15 protein-coding genes are annotated in these 16,039 nt (G+C 57.8%); 12 read left to right on the top strand and 3 right to left on the bottom strand.

All coding sequences use genetic code 11. The features are described from left to right. A partial coding sequence (locus HMPREF3143_RS06880) for an outer membrane protein transport protein (RefSeq protein WP_175441110.1) occupies positions 1-770 on the bottom strand: 770 nt, incomplete at its 3' end. Between the two features lie 372 nt (positions 771-1,142). Here HMPREF3143_RS06880 and HMPREF3143_RS06885 point away from each other — a divergent pair. The 4 genes from HMPREF3143_RS06885 (at position 1,143) to sixA (ending at position 5,858) form a co-directional block, all read left to right on the top strand. Then, a complete protein-coding gene (locus tag HMPREF3143_RS06885) occupies positions 1,143-1,427 on the top strand; it encodes a YfcZ/YiiS family protein (protein WP_023294142.1) in 285 nt (94 codons plus the stop codon). A gap of 278 nt (positions 1,428-1,705) precedes the next feature. Next, complete coding sequence (gene fadI / locus HMPREF3143_RS06890; RefSeq protein WP_021241580.1) at positions 1,706-3,016, top strand: acetyl-CoA C-acyltransferase FadI; 1,311 nt, start codon at positions 1,706-1,708, stop codon at positions 3,014-3,016. Next, entirely contained in the window at positions 3,016-5,163 is a 2,148-nt protein-coding gene (gene fadJ / locus HMPREF3143_RS06895) for a fatty acid oxidation complex subunit alpha FadJ (protein ID WP_070532389.1), read from the top strand. Before fadI ends, fadJ begins: the two co-directional genes overlap by 1 nt. 209 nt (positions 5,164-5,372) lie before the next feature. Then, complete coding sequence (sixA, locus tag HMPREF3143_RS06900; protein WP_014884683.1) at positions 5,373-5,858, top strand: phosphohistidine phosphatase SixA; 486 nt, start codon at positions 5,373-5,375, stop codon at positions 5,856-5,858. Between the two features lie 46 nt (positions 5,859-5,904). Here the strand turns inward: sixA and smrB are convergent, their stop codons facing one another. Beyond that, the gene (gene smrB, locus HMPREF3143_RS06905; RefSeq protein ID WP_008502613.1) at positions 5,905-6,456 is read right to left on the bottom strand and encodes an endonuclease SmrB; all 552 of its coding nucleotides are present in this window, start codon (positions 6,454-6,456) and stop codon (positions 5,905-5,907) included. Between the two features lie 144 nt (positions 6,457-6,600). On the opposite strand from smrB, the gene prmB reads away from it, so the two are divergent. From prmB to HMPREF3143_RS06935, 6 genes are read left to right on the top strand one after another with little or no spacing between them, the layout of a single operon-like run. Further along, a complete protein-coding gene (gene prmB, locus HMPREF3143_RS06910; RefSeq protein WP_008502612.1) occupies positions 6,601-7,533 on the top strand; it encodes a 50S ribosomal protein L3 N(5)-glutamine methyltransferase in 933 nt (310 codons plus the stop codon). Positions 7,534-7,593: 60 nt separating this feature from the next. After that, entirely contained in the window at positions 7,594-8,679 is a 1,086-nt protein-coding gene (gene aroC / locus HMPREF3143_RS06915) for a chorismate synthase (RefSeq protein WP_070532394.1), read from the top strand. 2 nt (positions 8,680-8,681) lie between these two features. Further along, positions 8,682-9,506 (top strand): penicillin-insensitive murein endopeptidase, encoded by an 825-nt coding sequence (mepA, locus tag HMPREF3143_RS06920; protein ID WP_008502610.1) that lies wholly within the window; start codon positions 8,682-8,684, stop codon positions 9,504-9,506. After that, positions 9,506-10,315, top strand: a complete 810-nt coding sequence (locus HMPREF3143_RS06925) for a sulfite exporter TauE/SafE family protein (RefSeq protein WP_008502609.1) — start codon at positions 9,506-9,508, stop codon at positions 10,313-10,315. The genes mepA and HMPREF3143_RS06925 overlap by 1 nt, the downstream gene beginning before the upstream one ends. Beyond that, positions 10,315-10,860: an elongation factor P hydroxylase gene (locus tag HMPREF3143_RS06930; RefSeq protein WP_008502608.1), complete on the top strand. Its 546-nt coding sequence runs from the start codon at positions 10,315-10,317 to the stop codon at positions 10,858-10,860. Before HMPREF3143_RS06925 ends, HMPREF3143_RS06930 begins: the two co-directional genes overlap by 1 nt. Before the next feature lie 13 nt (positions 10,861-10,873). Further along, entirely contained in the window at positions 10,874-11,149 is a 276-nt protein-coding gene (locus tag HMPREF3143_RS06935) for a YfcL family protein (protein ID WP_008502607.1), read from the top strand. Positions 11,150-11,240: 91 nt separating this feature from the next. On the opposite strand, the gene mnmC is transcribed toward HMPREF3143_RS06935, so the two are convergent. After that, positions 11,241-13,238, bottom strand: a complete 1,998-nt coding sequence (gene mnmC, locus HMPREF3143_RS06940) for a bifunctional tRNA (5-methylaminomethyl-2-thiouridine)(34)-methyltransferase MnmC2/FAD-dependent 5-carboxymethylaminomethyl-2-thiouridine(34) oxidoreductase MnmC1 (RefSeq protein ID WP_070532397.1) — start codon at positions 13,236-13,238, stop codon at positions 11,241-11,243. 158 nt (positions 13,239-13,396) lie between these two features. Between mnmC and fabB the strand changes: the two genes are divergently transcribed. Continuing rightward, positions 13,397-14,614, top strand: a complete 1,218-nt coding sequence (fabB, locus tag HMPREF3143_RS06945; protein WP_008502605.1) for a beta-ketoacyl-ACP synthase I — start codon at positions 13,397-13,399, stop codon at positions 14,612-14,614. A gap of 207 nt (positions 14,615-14,821) precedes the next feature. Beyond that, complete coding sequence (locus HMPREF3143_RS06950; protein WP_070532401.1) at positions 14,822-16,000, top strand: MFS transporter; 1,179 nt, start codon at positions 14,822-14,824, stop codon at positions 15,998-16,000. The last annotated feature ends 39 nt before the right edge of the window (positions 16,001-16,039 follow it).

The following is a 16,039-nucleotide window of genomic DNA, read 5'->3' on the forward strand; positions in this document are numbered from 1 at the left end:
TAACGCGGTGGCCAGTTTTTGTTGACCACTTCAGAACGGTAGGTAAAGCCGTAACGGTTGTTTTTATCAAGTTCATACAGGATACCGGCGTTCCAGCCAAAGCCCCACTCATCGCCCTTCAGATAAGCGATCTGAGTGTCTGCTGGGATACCCGCAACTTGACGCGCCAGGGCAGGCGGCAGTGCACCTGAGCCAGCAACGACTTTGCCCAGGTCGCCCGCGTAACGTTCGATTTTCGCTTTGGCATACACAGCATCAAAGCCAACGCCGAAGCTCCAGTGGCTATCCAGACGGTAAGCACCGCTGAGGTTTAGGTTCAGGGTTTCCAGATCGGTTTTACCGCCAAATGCCCCTGCGGCATAGTTATCACCAAACTCGGTCGCTAAACCGTAGTTAGAGGTCACGGAGGCACCCCAACCAAACTGTTCGTTAATAGGCGCCACGAAATGCATGTTTGGCACCCACGCCGTTGGCGCGATGTTATCTGAATTCAGACTGGCACCGGTAGGTGAACGGCCCGTAATATCAACGCCCGGATCAACGAAAATCGCACCGGCAGAGAAGGTCGGACGATCAAACATCATGATCAATGCGGGGTTACGACTTGCGTTACCCGCATCATCAGCGATAGCGCCTTCCCCTGAATACGCGCGGCCAAGGCCAGAGGAAGAAAATTCGTTTAACTGAAAGCCCGCTGACCATGCGGAAGTGGAGACGAGTGCCACTGCGACTGCCAGCGCAGTCTTGTTGAACAGGGTTTTCTGGCTCATGACCATAACCTCATTGAGTTATTTTTATTCAATAATTGTTACATACCGTAACAGGAGCGCGAAGTGTAGGGTCTGAGGTATGACAGACAAATCAGACCAGTGGCCAGAGTATAGGTCCGACCAGCCTGAGTGTTGCAAGTTTGTTTATTAATATTTTCAAACATGTTTCGTGAAACGAGATCTGGTTGGCAAAATTGTGACCATCGCGACTCACCCAAAAGGGTGGTTTTTGTTTTAGATCATTTTTTAGTGTGATATTGGTCACTTATCCGATTTTGCGCCATTAACGGCTGGAGAGAGCCCGCGCCGGGGCGTAAAATAGCAGCATCGTGTTTATCTCGCGCGCTGCGCGAATACAGAGGAAATTGAGCTATGAGTAAATGCAGTGCTGATGAAACCCCGGTTTGCTGCTGTATGGATGTTGGCACCATCATGGACAACTCCGATTGCACCGCGTCTTACAGCCGTGTGTTCACCAACCGCGCCGAAGCGGAAGAGACCCTGGCCGCGCTGAGCAAGCGTGCGCGTGATGTTGAATCCGATCCGTGTGAAATCAAGTCGACCTTTACCGAAGTGGAAGGCGGCGTGAAGCTGGACATCGACTTTGTTTTTGCCTGTGAAGCTGAAACGCTGATTTTCCAGCTGGGTCTGCGTTAATTTCTGCGGCCTGATGCCCTCACCCCGACCCTCTCCCACGGGAGAGGGCGCAAGCATTAAAAACGGTAACCTACGGGTTACCGTTTTGCTTTTACCTTGCGCACCCGGCAACATACCGCACAAATGCCCCTGCCATGCAGGGGCATTTTCTTTTTCTTCTCTGTGTCTTAGCTCGCACTTTTTCGTTTCCCCGATTGGCTGAATGTAAAAAAATGGTTAAGACTATTATCAGGTCAGACCACTTAGTGTTTGCGAATATTTTTTTACAGGGGAGTGTTATGAGTCAGGCATTACCGCTTATTACCCGTCAGGGCGATCGCATTGCCATAGTCAGTGGATTGCGCACGCCATTTGCGCGTCAGGCAACGGCGTTTCATGGCATACCGGCCGTCGACCTGGGGAAAATGGTAGTGGGGGAGATGCTGGCTCGCAGCGAAATTCCGCCGGAGGTCATCGAACAGCTGGTCTTCGGCCAGGTCGTGCAGATGCCTGAAGCCCCCAACATTGCGCGGGAAATCGTCCTCGGTACCGGGATGAATGTTCATACCGACGCCTACAGCGTCAGCCGCGCCTGCGCAACCAGTTTCCAGGCCGTGGCTAACGTCGCCGAAAGCCTGATGGCGGGCACCATTCGCGCCGGGATAGCGGGGGGAGCGGACTCCTCTTCGGTACTGCCAATTGGGGTCAGTAAAAAGCTGGCGCGCATCCTGGTGGATGCCAACAAAGCCCGTACGACGGGTCAGAAACTCAAACTCTTCTCGCGTTTACGTCTGCGCGACCTGATGCCTGTACCTCCTGCCGTCGCGGAATACTCCACCGGCCTGCGCATGGGCGACACCGCCGAGCAGATGGCCAAAACCTACGGCATTACGCGTGAACAGCAGGATGCGCTGGCGCATCGTTCACATCAGCTTGCGGCAAAAGCCTGGTCGGAAGGCAAGCTGACCGATGAGGTCATGACCGCCTATATTCCGCCCTATCGCGAACCGCTTGCGGAAGATAACAATATTCGTGGCACGTCAACGCTGGCGGATTACGCCAAACTGCGCCCGGCGTTTGACCGCAAGCACGGCACCGTGACGGCGGCGAACAGTACGCCGCTGACGGACGGGGCTGCCGCCGTGATCCTGATGACCGAATCCCGTGCAAAAGAGCTGGGCATTACTCCCCTGGGTTATTTACGCAGCTACGCCTTCACCGCCATTGACGTCTGGCAGGACATGCTGTTAGGTCCGGCATGGTCCACGCCGCTGGCGCTGGATCGCGCGGGGCTGACGCTGGCTGATTTAACCCTGATTGATATGCACGAAGCGTTTGCCGCGCAAACCCTGGCAAACGTCCAGCTGCTGGCAAGCGAGCGTTTCGCACGTGATGTGCTGGGCCGCGCGCATGCCACGGGCGAAGTGGATCAGAGTAAATTCAACGTGCTGGGTGGCTCTATCGCCTACGGTCATCCGTTTGCCGCTACAGGGGCGAGGATGATCACGCAAACATTACATGAACTCCGTCGCCGTGGCGGTGGGTTTGGCCTTGTTACCGCCTGTGCGGCGGGCGGCCTTGGCGCAGCAATGGTTCTGGAGGCTGAATAATGGATATGCCATCTGCATTTAATCTGACGGTTCGCCTCGATAACGTGGCCGTTATCACTATTGATGTACCTGATGAAAAGATGAATACCCTGAAGGCCGAATTTGGCGTTCAGGTGCGCGCGATGCTAAAGCAGATCCGCGAGAACAAAGCCATTCGCGGCCTGGTGTTTATCTCTGCCAAACCCGACAACTTTATCGCCGGGGCGGATATCAACATGATTGCCCGGGCGCAAAGCGCGCTGGAAGCCGAAGAGCTGGCGCGTCAGGGCCAGCAGGTGATGTCGGAGATCAACGGTCTCCCAATCCCGGTCATCGCAGCGATCCACGGTGCGTGTCTGGGCGGTGGGCTGGAGCTGGCGCTGGCCTGCCACAGCCGCATCTGTACTGACGATGCGAAAACCATTCTGGGCCTGCCGGAAGTGCAGCTGGGCCTGCTGCCAGGTTCTGGCGGAACGCAGCGTCTGCCGCGGCTGGTGGGCGTCAGCACGGCGTTGGAGATGATCTTAACCGGTAAACAGCTGCGTGCCCGTCAGGCGCTGAAAGCCGGTCTGGTCGATGACGTCGTGCCGCAGTCCATTTTGCTGGAGGCCGCCGTTGAGCTTGCGCTGAAAGGGCGTCAGGCAAAACGTCCTCTGCCGGTTCGCGAGCGCGTGCTGGCCGGTCCGCTGGGGAGAACGCTCCTGTTCAATATGGTGGGCAAAAAGACCGAACAAAAAACCAAAGGCAATTACCCGGCGGCAAAGCGGATCCTCGACGTGATCGAAACCGGGCTGTCGCAGGGCAGCAGCAGCGGCTATGCCGCGGAGGCCAAAGCCTTTGGTGAACTGGCGATGACGCCGCAGTCACAGGCATTGCGCAGCATCTTCTTCGCCAGCACTGACGTCAAAAAAGATCCCGGCAGCAAGGCGGAGCCTGCGCCGCTGCGTGCCATTGGCGTACTGGGTGGGGGGCTCATGGGCGGCGGTATCGCTTTTGTTAGCGCCAGCAAAGGCAAATTGCCGGTACGCATCAAAGACATTAACCCTAAGGGAATCAACCACGCGCTGCAGTACAGCTGGCAGAACCTTGATCAAAAGGTCAAACGCCGCCATATCAAGGCAAGCGAGCGTGATAAAACCCTGGCAATGATCTCCGGTACGACGGATTACAGCGGTTTTGCGCACCGCGATCTGGTGATTGAAGCGGTGTTTGAGGATCTGGCGCTTAAGCAGCAGATGGTGGCAGACGTTGAGCAGCATTGCGCCCCGCATACCATTTTTGCCTCCAACACGTCGTCATTACCGATTGGCGATATCGCGGCGAAAGCCGCGCGTCCGGAGCAGGTGATCGGGCTGCACTTCTTTAGCCCGGTAGAAAAAATGCCGCTGGTGGAAGTTATTCCACACGCGACCACCAGTCCGCAAACCATCGCCACGGTAGTCAAACTTGCGAAGAAGCAGGGTAAAACGCCGATCGTGGTCGCAGATAAAGCCGGCTTCTACGTCAACCGTATTCTGGCGCCCTGTATTAATGAAGCCATGCGGCTGCTGACGGAAGGCGAGAAGATCGAGCACGTCGACAAGGCGCTGGTAAAGTTTGGTTTCCCCGTTGGCCCAATCCAACTTTTGGATGAGGTGGGAATAGACACCGGCACTAAAATTATACCTGTGCTGGAGGAGGCTTATGGCGATCGTTTTAGCCCGCCTGCAAACATTGTTTCTGCAATTTTGAAGGACGATCGCAAAGGCAGAAAAAATGAACGCGGTTTCTATCTTTACGGCGCGAAAGGGCGTAAAAGCAAGAAACAGGTCGACCCTTCGGTTTATGGGCTTATTTCGACCACCGGTCAGGGAAAACTGTCTGCCGTTCAGTGCGCTGAACGTTGCGTGATGATGATGCTCAATGAAGCGGCGCGCTGCTTTGGTGAGCAGGTAATCAAGAGCGCACGCGATGGCGACATCGGCGCGGTATTTGGTATTGGTTTTCCGCCGTTCCTTGGCGGCCCGTTCCGCTACATGGATACACTCGGCGCGGGTGAAGTGGTTGCCATTTTGCAACGTCTGGCCTCGCAATATGGCCCACGGTTTACACCGTGTGACGAATTATTGCAGATGGCGGAACGGGGCCAGACATTTTGGCCTGCACGGGAAACTGATTTCGTAAACTGAAGTCAAAGAAGGGTAAATCCTGAGGTGAATGAACCTGTTCTGGCGATTTTGTAAACAGAGATTGACTATACTTACGCCATTGAGGTAAAAAACAGCGTTTCATTCATCGAATGGATCAGGCACAATGCCCGGCCATCGGGTTTTCTACCTCTTAGCATTTATCGCGGGTAGTTAACGCCGGTGATTCTGGTTAACAAAAGCGGTGCAATATGCAAGTTTTCATCATGCGTCACGGCGACGCGGCACTCGATGCCGCCAGTGACTCAGTACGTCCTTTAACCGTCTGTGGCTGCGACGAATCCCGTCTGATGGCAACCTGGCTTAAAGGTCAAAAAGTGGACATTGAACGCGTTCTTGTGAGTCCGTTCCTGCGTGCAGAACAGACGCTGGATGTGGTAGGGGAGTGTATGAACCTGCCGTCCAGTGTGGATGTTCTCCCCGAACTGACACCATGCGGTGATGTCGGCCTTGTCAGCGCTTATCTTCAGGCGCTGTGCAATGAAGGTGTCGCTTCCGCACTGGTCATTTCCCACCTGCCGCTGGTCGGCTATCTGGTATCTGAGCTGTGCCCGGGCGAAACGCCGCCTATGTTCACCACTTCCGCGATTGCCAACGTCACCCTCGACGAAACCGGCAAAGGGGTCTTCAACTGGCAAATGAGCCCGTGCAACCTGAAGATGGCAAAAGCGATCTGACGTGACGTGTGACAGGGCGGGGTGCTATATCTTTCCCGCCCCTCTTTCAGGGCAACTCTGGCGGCTGCCACTCCTCAACTTCAATCAATACCAGCAAGGCGGCATCTCCGCCGTACTCTTTCGGTGCCTGATGAAACGCCATTACGTGTGGGTGCTGAGCCAGCCACAGCGGCGTCTGTTGCTTAAGGATATGTTTCCCGTGGCCATGCATCACGCAGGCGCAAAAAACATGTTCGCGGCGACAGGCGGCAATCAACGCCCCCAGCTCCTGTTTCGCCTGCATTTGCGTTAAGCCGTGCAGATCCAGAAACAGCTCCGGCGAATAATCTCCCCGGCGTAACTTTTTCAGTTCGAAATGGCTGACGTCCTCGCGCACGTATTTCACCGCGCCCTGGGTATTAAGCAGCGGCTGAAACTCGTCTGAAAAGTAGTGGCTGTTATCGGCCTGCTCCTGCAGCAGCCGTTTGACCGGGACTTCGCTGATTTTTTTACGCTGCGGGCGATGAACAATCGTGTCCTGCGCGATTTTCCGCGTCCCGGTCATCAGCTGGCGGAAGAGCGCCTGATCCTCCTCGCTGAGCGATGTTTTCTTTTTCATTCGTCATTCTCATCTCGTATTTCCGATAGTGTACCCGACTAAACGCATTTTTTAACCTCAAGCGGTACGCGTCATTGCTGATTTATCGCCGTCTTCATGGCAAACTAGCGCCGAAAATTATGCGAGCATGCCCTGGAGGAAAGAGTGGATAAAATATTTGTCGATGAAGCAGTAAACGAGCTGCATACCATACAGGACATGTTGCGCTGGTCGGTTAGCCGCTTCAGCGCCGCCAATATCTGGTACGGACACGGTACCGACAACCCGTGGGATGAAGCCGTGCAGCTGGTGCTGCCGTCCCTCTACCTGCCGCTGGATATTCCGGAAGACATGCGCACCGCGCGCCTGACCTCGAGCGAAAAACACCGCATCGTTGAGCGCGTGATCCGTCGCGTGAACGAGCGTATTCCGGTCGCCTATCTGACCAACAAAGCCTGGTTCTGCGGCCACGAGTTCTATGTCGATGAACGCGTGCTGGTGCCGCGCTCGCCGATTGGTGAGCTGATCAACAACCACTTTGAAGGCCTGATCGGCCATCAGCCGCAGCACATTCTGGATATGTGTACCGGGAGCGGCTGTATCGCCATTGCCTGCGCTTACGCCTTCCCGGAAGCGGAAGTGGACGCGGTTGATATCTCCACCGACGCGCTGGCCGTGACCGAGCACAATATTGAAGAGCACGGCCTGATCCATCACGTCACGCCAATTCGCTCCGATCTGTTCCGCGATCTGCCGACGCTGCAGTACGATCTGATCGTCACCAATCCGCCGTACGTCGATGCGGAAGACATGTCCGATCTGCCGAACGAATACCGCCACGAGCCGGAGCTGGGTCTGGCGTCAGGCTCTGACGGCCTGAAGCTGACCCGCCGCATTCTGGCCTGCGCGCCGGATTATCTGACCGATGACGGCGTTCTGATTTGTGAAGTGGGCAACAGCATGGTACATCTGATAGAGCAGTATCCGGATGTGCCGTTCACCTGGCTTGAGTTCGACAACGGCGGTGACGGCGTCTTTATGCTGACCAAAGCGCAGCTGCTCGACGCGCGCGAACACTTCAGCATCTATAAAGATTAATCCAGCGGGCTTCGGCCCGTTTCACAACGCTCAAACACAAACAACAACATCGGAGCCGTGATGGCAGGAAACAGTATTGGACAGGTATTCCGCGTGACCACCTTTGGCGAGTCGCACGGGCTGGCGCTGGGCTGTATCGTTGATGGCGTACCGCCAGGCATCGAACTGACCGAAGCCGATTTGCAGCACGACCTCGACCGTCGTCGTCCGGGCACCTCTCGCTACACCACGCAGCGTCGCGAGCCGGACCAGGTCAAAATTCTCTCCGGCGTCTTTGAAGGCCGTACCACCGGCACCAGCATTGGTCTGCTGATTGAAAACACCGATCAGCGCTCCCAGGACTACGGCGCCATCAAGGACGTGTTCCGTCCAGGCCATGCCGACTACACCTACGAACAAAAGTACGGCTTCCGCGACTATCGCGGCGGCGGACGTTCCTCCGCGCGTGAAACCGCGATGCGCGTGGCGGCTGGCGCCATTGCTAAGAAATACCTGCAGCAGAAATTTGGCATCGTGATCCGCGGCTGTCTGACCCAGATGGGCGACATTCCGCTGGCGATCAAAGACTGGGATCAGGTCGAGCAAAACCCGTTCTTCTGTGCGGATGCCGACAAGCTGGACGCGCTGGACGAACTGATGCGCGGTCTGAAAAAAGAGGGCGACTCCATTGGGGCGAAAATCACCGTCGTGGCCGACGGCGTCCCGCCAGGCTGGGGCGAGCCGGTATTTGACCGTCTCGACGCCGACATCGCGCACGCGCTGATGAGCATCAACGCGGTGAAGGGCGTTGAGATTGGCGACGGTTTTGACGTGGTATCCCTGCGCGGCAGCCAGAATCGCGACGAAATCACGAAAGCGGGCTTCCAGAGCAACCACGCGGGCGGCATTCTGGGCGGGATCAGCAGCGGGCAGCAGATTATTGCCAACATCGCGCTGAAACCAACTTCAAGCATTACCGTGCCGGGCCACACGATTAACCGCGATGGCGAAGAAGTTGAGATGATCACTAAAGGACGTCACGATCCGTGCGTGGGGATCCGCGCGGTGCCGATCGCAGAAGCGATGCTGGCGATCGTGCTGATGGATCACTTCCTGCGCCAGCGCGCGCAGAATGCGGATGTGACGACCACCATTCCACGCTGGTAAACATGAAAAAAACCGCAATTGCTCTGCTGGCGCTGCTTGCCAGTGGAGCCAGTCTGGCCGCTACGCCGTGGCAAAAAATCACCCATCCGGTGGCAGGGAGCGCGCAGTCCATCGGCGCCTTTTCCAACGGCTGTATCGTCGGCGCGCAGGAACTTCCGCTGCAATCGGATACCTATCAGGTGATGCGTACCGACCAGCGTCGTTACTTCGGCCACCCGGATCTGGTGCTGTTCATCCAGCGGCTGGGAAACCAGGTGCATAATCTGGGGCTGGGCACGATGCTGATCGGCGATATGGGGATGCCTGCGGGCGGGCGTTTTAACGGTGGACACGCCAGTCACCAGACCGGACTGGATGTCGATATCTTCCTGCAGCTGCCTAAAGCACGCTGGAGTTCAGCCCAGTTGCTGAAACCGCAGGCGCTGGATCTGGTGTCGAGCGACGGTAAGCGCGTTGTGCCCTCACTGTGGACGCCGGATATCTTCAGCCTGATTAAGCTGGCGGCAAAAGATAACGACGTCACGCGGATCTTCGTCAACCCGGCTATCAAGCAACAGCTGTGCCTCGATGAGGGAACCGATCGCGACTGGTTGCGCAAAGTGCGCCCGTGGTTCCAGCATCGTGCGCACATGCACGTTCGTCTGCGCTGCCCGGCGAACAGCCTGGAATGCGAAGATCAGCCGCTACCGCCGCCAGGCGATGGCTGTGGTGCGGAACTGCAAAGCTGGTTTGAACCAGCAAAACCTGGAACCTCTAAGCCTGAGAAGAAGACACCGCCTCCGTTGCCGCCTTCCTGCCAGGCGCTACTGGATGAGCATGTACTTTAATGGATAATTTCGTCGATCTGTTTATGGTGTCACCGCTGCTGCTGGTTGTGCTGTTCTTTGTGGCTATGCTGGCCGGTTTTATTGATGCCCTTGCGGGCGGCGGCGGGCTATTAACCGTACCCGCGCTGCTGGCGGCGGGCATGAGCCCGGCGCAGGCGCTTGCCACCAACAAGCTGCAGGCCTGCGGCGGCTCGCTCTCAGCGTCGCTCTATTTTATCCGCCGTAAGGTGGTGAGCCTGGCAGACCAGAAGCTCAATATCCTGATGACCTTTATCGGTTCCACGTCGGGCGCGCTGCTGGTGCAGCACGTGCAGTCGGATATTTTGCGCCAGATCCTGCCGGTTCTGGTCATCTGCATCGGGCTTTATTTCCTGCTGATGCCGAAGCTCGGCGAGGAAGACCGTCAGCGTCGTCTGCACGGCCTGCCGTTTGCGCTGATTGCCGGGGGCTGCGTCGGCTTTTACGACGGTTTCTTCGGCCCGGGGGCAGGCTCGTTTTACGCGCTGGCGTTTGTGACGCTGGCCGGATTTAACCTCGCCAAGTCGACCGCCCATGCCAAAGTGCTCAACGCGACCTCGAACGTCGGCGGCCTGCTGCTGTTTATCATTGGCGGCAAGGTTATCTGGGCAACCGGGTTTGTGATGATGGCAGGGCAGTTCCTGGGCGCGCGCGCAGGCTCGCGTCTGGTATTAAGCAAAGGGCAAAAGCTGATCCGTCCGATGATCGTTATCGTCTCGGCCGTGATGAGCGCCAAACTTCTTTATGACAGCCATGGACAGGAGATCCTCACCTGGTTGGGGATGCACTAATGAACAGTACGCATAAATATGAACAGCTGATTGAGATCTTTGACGGCTGTTTTGCTGACGATTTTAATACCCGTCTGATTAAAGGCGACGACGAACCGATCTATCTTCCTGCTGATGACGAGGTTCCGTATAACCGCATCGTCTTTGCGCACGGCTTTTACGCCAGCGGTTTGCACGAAATTTCGCACTGGTGCATCGCCGGAAAAGCGCGTCGCGAGCTGGTGGACTTCGGTTATTGGTACTGCCCGGACGGGCGAGACGCCGCGACGCAGGGGCAGTTTGAGGATGTGGAAGTGAAGCCGCAGGCGCTGGAATGGCTGTTCTGCGTGGCGGCGGGTTTCCCGTTCAACGTCAGCTGCGACAACCTCGAAGGCGACTTCGAGCCAGACCGTATTGTCTTCCAGCGCCGCGTGCATGCGCAGGTGATGGAATACCTTGAGAAAGGCATCCCGGCACGTCCGGCGCGCCTGATCGAGGCCTTACAGAATTATTACCACACGCCGGCGATTGCGGCGGAAAGCTTCCCTTGGCCGGAAGATCTTTAACAGAGGAAAGAAGATGATCGCAGAATTTGAATCACGCATTCTGGCGTTAATTGATGACATGGTGGAACACGCCAGCGATGATGAGCTGTTCGCCAGCGGTTATCTGCGTGGTCACCTGACGCTCGCGGTAGCCGAGCTGGAAGCAGGTGACGATCACTCTGCCGACGCTGTTCATGAGGAAGTGACCCGCAGTCTGGAGAAAGCCATTCAGGCCGGGGAGCTCTCTCCGCGCGACCAGTCACTGGTGCTGGGCATGTGGGACAACCTGTTCCAGCAGGCTAAACGCTAAGTCATCGTTTTTCGCCCGGTGGCGCTGCGCTTACCGGGCCTGTGAATATCCCCTCTCCCTGTGGGAGAGGGTCAGGGCACCAGGCCGCACCTTACTTAACCTTCTTCCCCTTCAGCAGTTTCCGTACCCATAATCGATTCGTATTCAGGCCCGCAAGCGTAACCCTGTCCAGCGGAATCGGCTCGTCGCTCATCTGCGCGGCTAACACTTCGGCCAGCAGCGGGGCAGAGCACAGCCCGCGGGAACCCAGTCCGCCCAGCATAAACAGCTCTGGATAGACCGGTGAGGCCACCGCGGTTTCCTGGTGTTCAGCCAGATCCTCATAGGCCGCAAGCGTCGCCTCGTAGTCCGGCACGTTGCCCGCCATCGGCAGATGATCGCGGGTGGCGCAGCGCACGCCGCAGCGCGCGTCACCCTCGCTAACGTCGACCTCTTGCGCCCACGCCGCATCCGGGAAACAGTCAATCAGGCGCTGGCGGTTCTGCAACTGATCCGCCTCGCTATAGCGCATATCCGTTTCGCCACGATGATAGCTGGCCCCGATGCAGTGATGGCCGTTAGACGGATTTTGCGGCGTCAGATAGCCGTCATAGCACAGCACCTGGCGCAGTTTGCCGAGCGCAGGCGCGGTGGGGATGTGGCTCACCTGGCCGCCGACCGGATAAACCGGCAACGCTGCTGTCTGGATAAACTGGCTGATGTGATGCCCGTTGGCCAGCACAACGCTGGCATGGCTCGCCTCCCTGCCATCAGCAAAACGCAGATCCCAGCGTTCTGTCCGGCTGAGCGATTCCACCTTGTGGGCATAATGCGTCGTCAGCCCGCGCGACTGCGCCAGGGCAATGACCGCCGCGGTCAGTTCAGCCGGACACAGCCAGCCGCCGAGCGGGTACTGAATGCCCCCACTCCCGGTTTCTACGCCAGCGGTGTCCGCCACCTCTTGCGCACTGACCGCGCGGGCAATCTCTTCCGGCAGGCCCAGCGACAGCATCTGCGCGAGCTTCTGCTGGCTCTTCTCATCCCAGCCGAGCTGCGTCACGCCACACCAGTCGTGGTCGAATGCCACTGGCAGCGCGTCGTACAGGCGGCGGGCGAAGGTAAAGGCCGCGGGGAAAAACTGGAACAGGGCCGGATCGTGTGCGCTTAAAAGCGGATAGAGCGCGCCCTGGCGGTTGCCGGACGCGCCGCTGGCGGGCGCCTCGTCAGCGCAGTAGAGCGTCACCTGCCAGCCCCGGTGCAGCAGCGCGAGAGAGAGCAGGGCGCTGGCGATCCCACCGCCAACGATCGCTACGTCGCGCGATGCGCTGGCGCGGCGCGCAAACCAGGGCGTCTGAGCGGGGATGTCCAGCGTCTGCTCCATCCTGCCGACCAGCATGTCGCGCTTGCGGCCAAAGCCTTTGGTCTTCTGCATGGTAAAGCCCGCCTCCTGCAACCCACGGCGGACAAAGCCCGCCGAGGTGAAGGTGGCAAGGGTAGCCCCAGGGCGCGCCAGCCGCGCCATCGCGTTAAACAGATGCTGGCTCCACATGTCCGGGTTTTTGGCAGGGGCAAAACCGTCCAGGAACCACGCGTCGACCTTCTGATTCATCGAATCATCGAGCCTGTCGGTCAGGTCGTTGATGTCGCCGAGCCATAAGTCCAGCGTGACGCGTCCACCGTCCAGCATCAGACGGTGACAGCCGCCGATGTGGGGCGGCCACTGCGCCTGAAGCTGTTCTGCCCAGGGCGCAAGCTCCGGCCAGCGCTGGTGGGCAAGCCGCAGATCGTGCGCGGTGAGCGGGAATTTTTCGAAACTGATGAAATGTAATCTTTGTAGCGTAGCCTCAGGGTGAGTAGCGTGGAACTGATTAAACGCCTGCCAGAGGGTTAAAAAATTCAGACCGGTGCCGAATCCACTTTCCGCGACCACAAACAGGCTCCGCGGGTGCGCCGGGAAGCGGGTGCTGAGCTGGTTTCCGTCGAGGAAAACATAGCGAGTTTCTTCGAGTCCGTTATCATTAGAAAAATAGACGTCATCAAAATCTCGGGAAACAGGTGTACCCTCAGCGTTGAATTCGAGGTTGGCGGGTTGTATAGCGTTTTGTTTCACGTAAGTTACTCGTCTGACAGGCAGTGGCACGATCTTAACGATGTGAGTCCATCGGTGCAAATTTCCGCAGAAAATGTCTGATCGGACTTGTTCGGCGTACAAGTGTACGCTATTGTGCGACTCGAAACTTACTATAGTGCGACTTACAGAGGTATTGAATGAAACGTGCAGTGATTACTGGCCTGGGCATTGTTTCCAGCATCGGTAATAACCAGCAGGAAGTCCTGGCATCTCTGCGTGAAGGACGCTCCGGGATCACTTTCTCTGAAGAGTTTAAAGATTCAGGTATGCGTAGCCACGTATGGGGTAACGTCAAACTGGACACCACCGGTTTGATCGACCGCAAAGTGGTTCGTTTCATGAACGATGCCTCTATTTATGCTTATCTCTCCATGCAGGAAGCGATCAAAGATTCCGGCCTGAGCGAAGAGGTTTATCAGAACAACCCGCGCGTGGGTCTGATTGCCGGTTCCGGCGGCTCATCTAAAGCGCAGGTATTCGGTGCTGACGCCATGCGTAGCCCGCGTGGTCTGAAAGCGGTAGGTCCGTACGTGGTCACGAAAGCCATGGGTTCTGCGGTTTCCGCGTGCCTGGCGACCCCGTTCAAAATCCACGGTGTGAACTACTCCATCAGCTCCGCGTGTGCGACCTCCGCACACTGTATCGGTAACGCTGTTGAGCAGATCCAGCTGGGTAAGCAGGACATCGTATTTGCTGGCGGCGGCGAAGAGCTGGGCTGGGAAATGGCCTGTGAATTCGACGCGATGGGCGCATTGTCCACCAAGTACAATGAGACCCCGGACAAAGCCTCCCGTACCTACGATGCGCACCGTGACGGTTTCGTTATCGCGGGCGGCGGCGGTATGGTTGTGGTTGAAGAGCTGGAGCACGCTCTGGCACGTGGCGCGCACATCTATGCTGAGATCGTGGGCTACGGCGCAACGTCCGACGGCGCCGACATGGTTGCGCCATCCGGCGAAGGCGCGGTGCGCTGCATGAAGATGGCGATGCACGGCGTTGATACCCCAATCGACTACCTGAACTCCCACGGTACCTCTACGCCGGTAGGTGACGTGAAAGAGCTGGGTGCGATCCGTGAAGTCTTCGGCGACAACAGCCCGGCAATCTCCGCGACCAAAGCCATGACCGGTCACTCTCTGGGTGCGGCTGGCGTACAGGAAGCGATCTACTCTCTGCTGATGCTGGAAAACGGCTTTATCGCGCCAAGCATCAACATCGAAGAGATGGACGAGCAGGCTGCTGGCCTGAACATCGTGACCAAACCAACGGACGCGACGCTGACTACCGTCATGTCCAACAGCTTCGGTTTCGGCGGCACCAACGCCACGCTGGTCATGCGTAAGCTGAAAGCATAAGTTTTATGTTTGATTCGAAAGGGGAGCCATAAGGCTCCCTTTTTTATGCATTGACAAGCGGCTGATCTCACAGGCAAACTTCACCACTCAACATTATCCTCACGATAATGCGTAAGCGTTTAACGTCAACCAACGCACCTTAATCCTGATAATCAGGTAGAGGGGGCGTGGCATTTCCCCGCCTTACTCTTCATTTCGGAGTAAAGCATGACTGCAGTAACTCAAACAGAAACAACCCCTTCAGCGAACGTCTCGCTGTTCCGTATCGCCTTTGCGGTATTCCTGACCTATATGACCGTTGGCCTGCCGCTGCCGGTGATCCCGCTGTTCGTTCATCAGGAGCTGGGCTATGGCAACACCATGGTCGGCATCGCCGTGGGTATCCAGTTTTTAGCGACGGTTTTAACCCGCGGCTACGCCGGACGGCTGGCGGACCAGCACGGTGCCAAACGTTCGGCGCTGCAGGGGATGTTTGCCTGCGGCCTGGCGGGCGGCGCATGGCTGCTGGCGGCTGTTCTGCCGGTAGACGCCGTGTATAAATTTGCGCTGCTGGTACTGGGCCGTTTAATCCTGGGCTTTGGTGAAAGCCAGCTGCTGACCGGCACCCTGACCTGGGGAATGGGGCTGGTGGGGCCAGCACGTTCCGGCAAGGTGATGTCCTGGAACGGCATGGCCATCTACGGCGCGCTGGCCGCCGGGGCACCGCTTGGCCTGCTGATCAACAGCCAGTTCGGTTTTGCGGCGCTGGCTGCCACCACCATGGCGCTGCCGCTGGCGGCATGGGCGTTTAACGGCTCGGTGCGTAAGGTGCCTGCGCACAAAGGCGAGCGTCCTTCCCTGTGGAGCGTGGTCGGCCAAATCTGGCAGCCGGGCCTGGGCCTGGCGCTGCAGGGCGTGGGTTTTGCGGTGATTGGGACGTTCGTCTCGCTCTATTTTATGAGCCGCGGCTGGGCGATGGCCGGTTTTACGCTTACCGCGTTTGGCGGCGCGTTTGTGCTGATGCGCGTCTTCTTCGGCTGGATGCCGGATCGCTTTGGCGGCGTGAAGGTGGCGGTGGCGTCGCTGGTCATTGAAACCATCGGTCTTCTGCTGTTGTGGAATGCACCCGTGGCATCCGTTGCGCTGCTTGGTGCGGCGCTGACCGGCTGCGGCTGTTCTCTGATTTTCCCGGCACTCGGTGTAGAAGTGGTGAAGCGCGTGGCTCCGCAGGTGCGCGGGACGGCGCTCGGCGGCTATGCGGCGTTTCAGGATATCTCATACGGGGTAACCGGGCCGCTGGCCGGGGTGTTAGCCACCTCGTTTGGCTATCCGTCCGTCTTCCTGGCCGGTGCGGTTTCCGCGGTGGTGGGGATCGTGGTGACGCTGGTGGCGTTTCGCAGAACGTGAGTCGTTGTTGCCGGGTGGCGGCTGCGCCTTACCCGGCCA

Source organism: Enterobacter sp. HMSC16D10 (genome assembly GCF_001807145.1).
GTDB classification, from domain to species: domain Bacteria; phylum Pseudomonadota; class Gammaproteobacteria; order Enterobacterales; family Enterobacteriaceae; genus Enterobacter; species Enterobacter roggenkampii.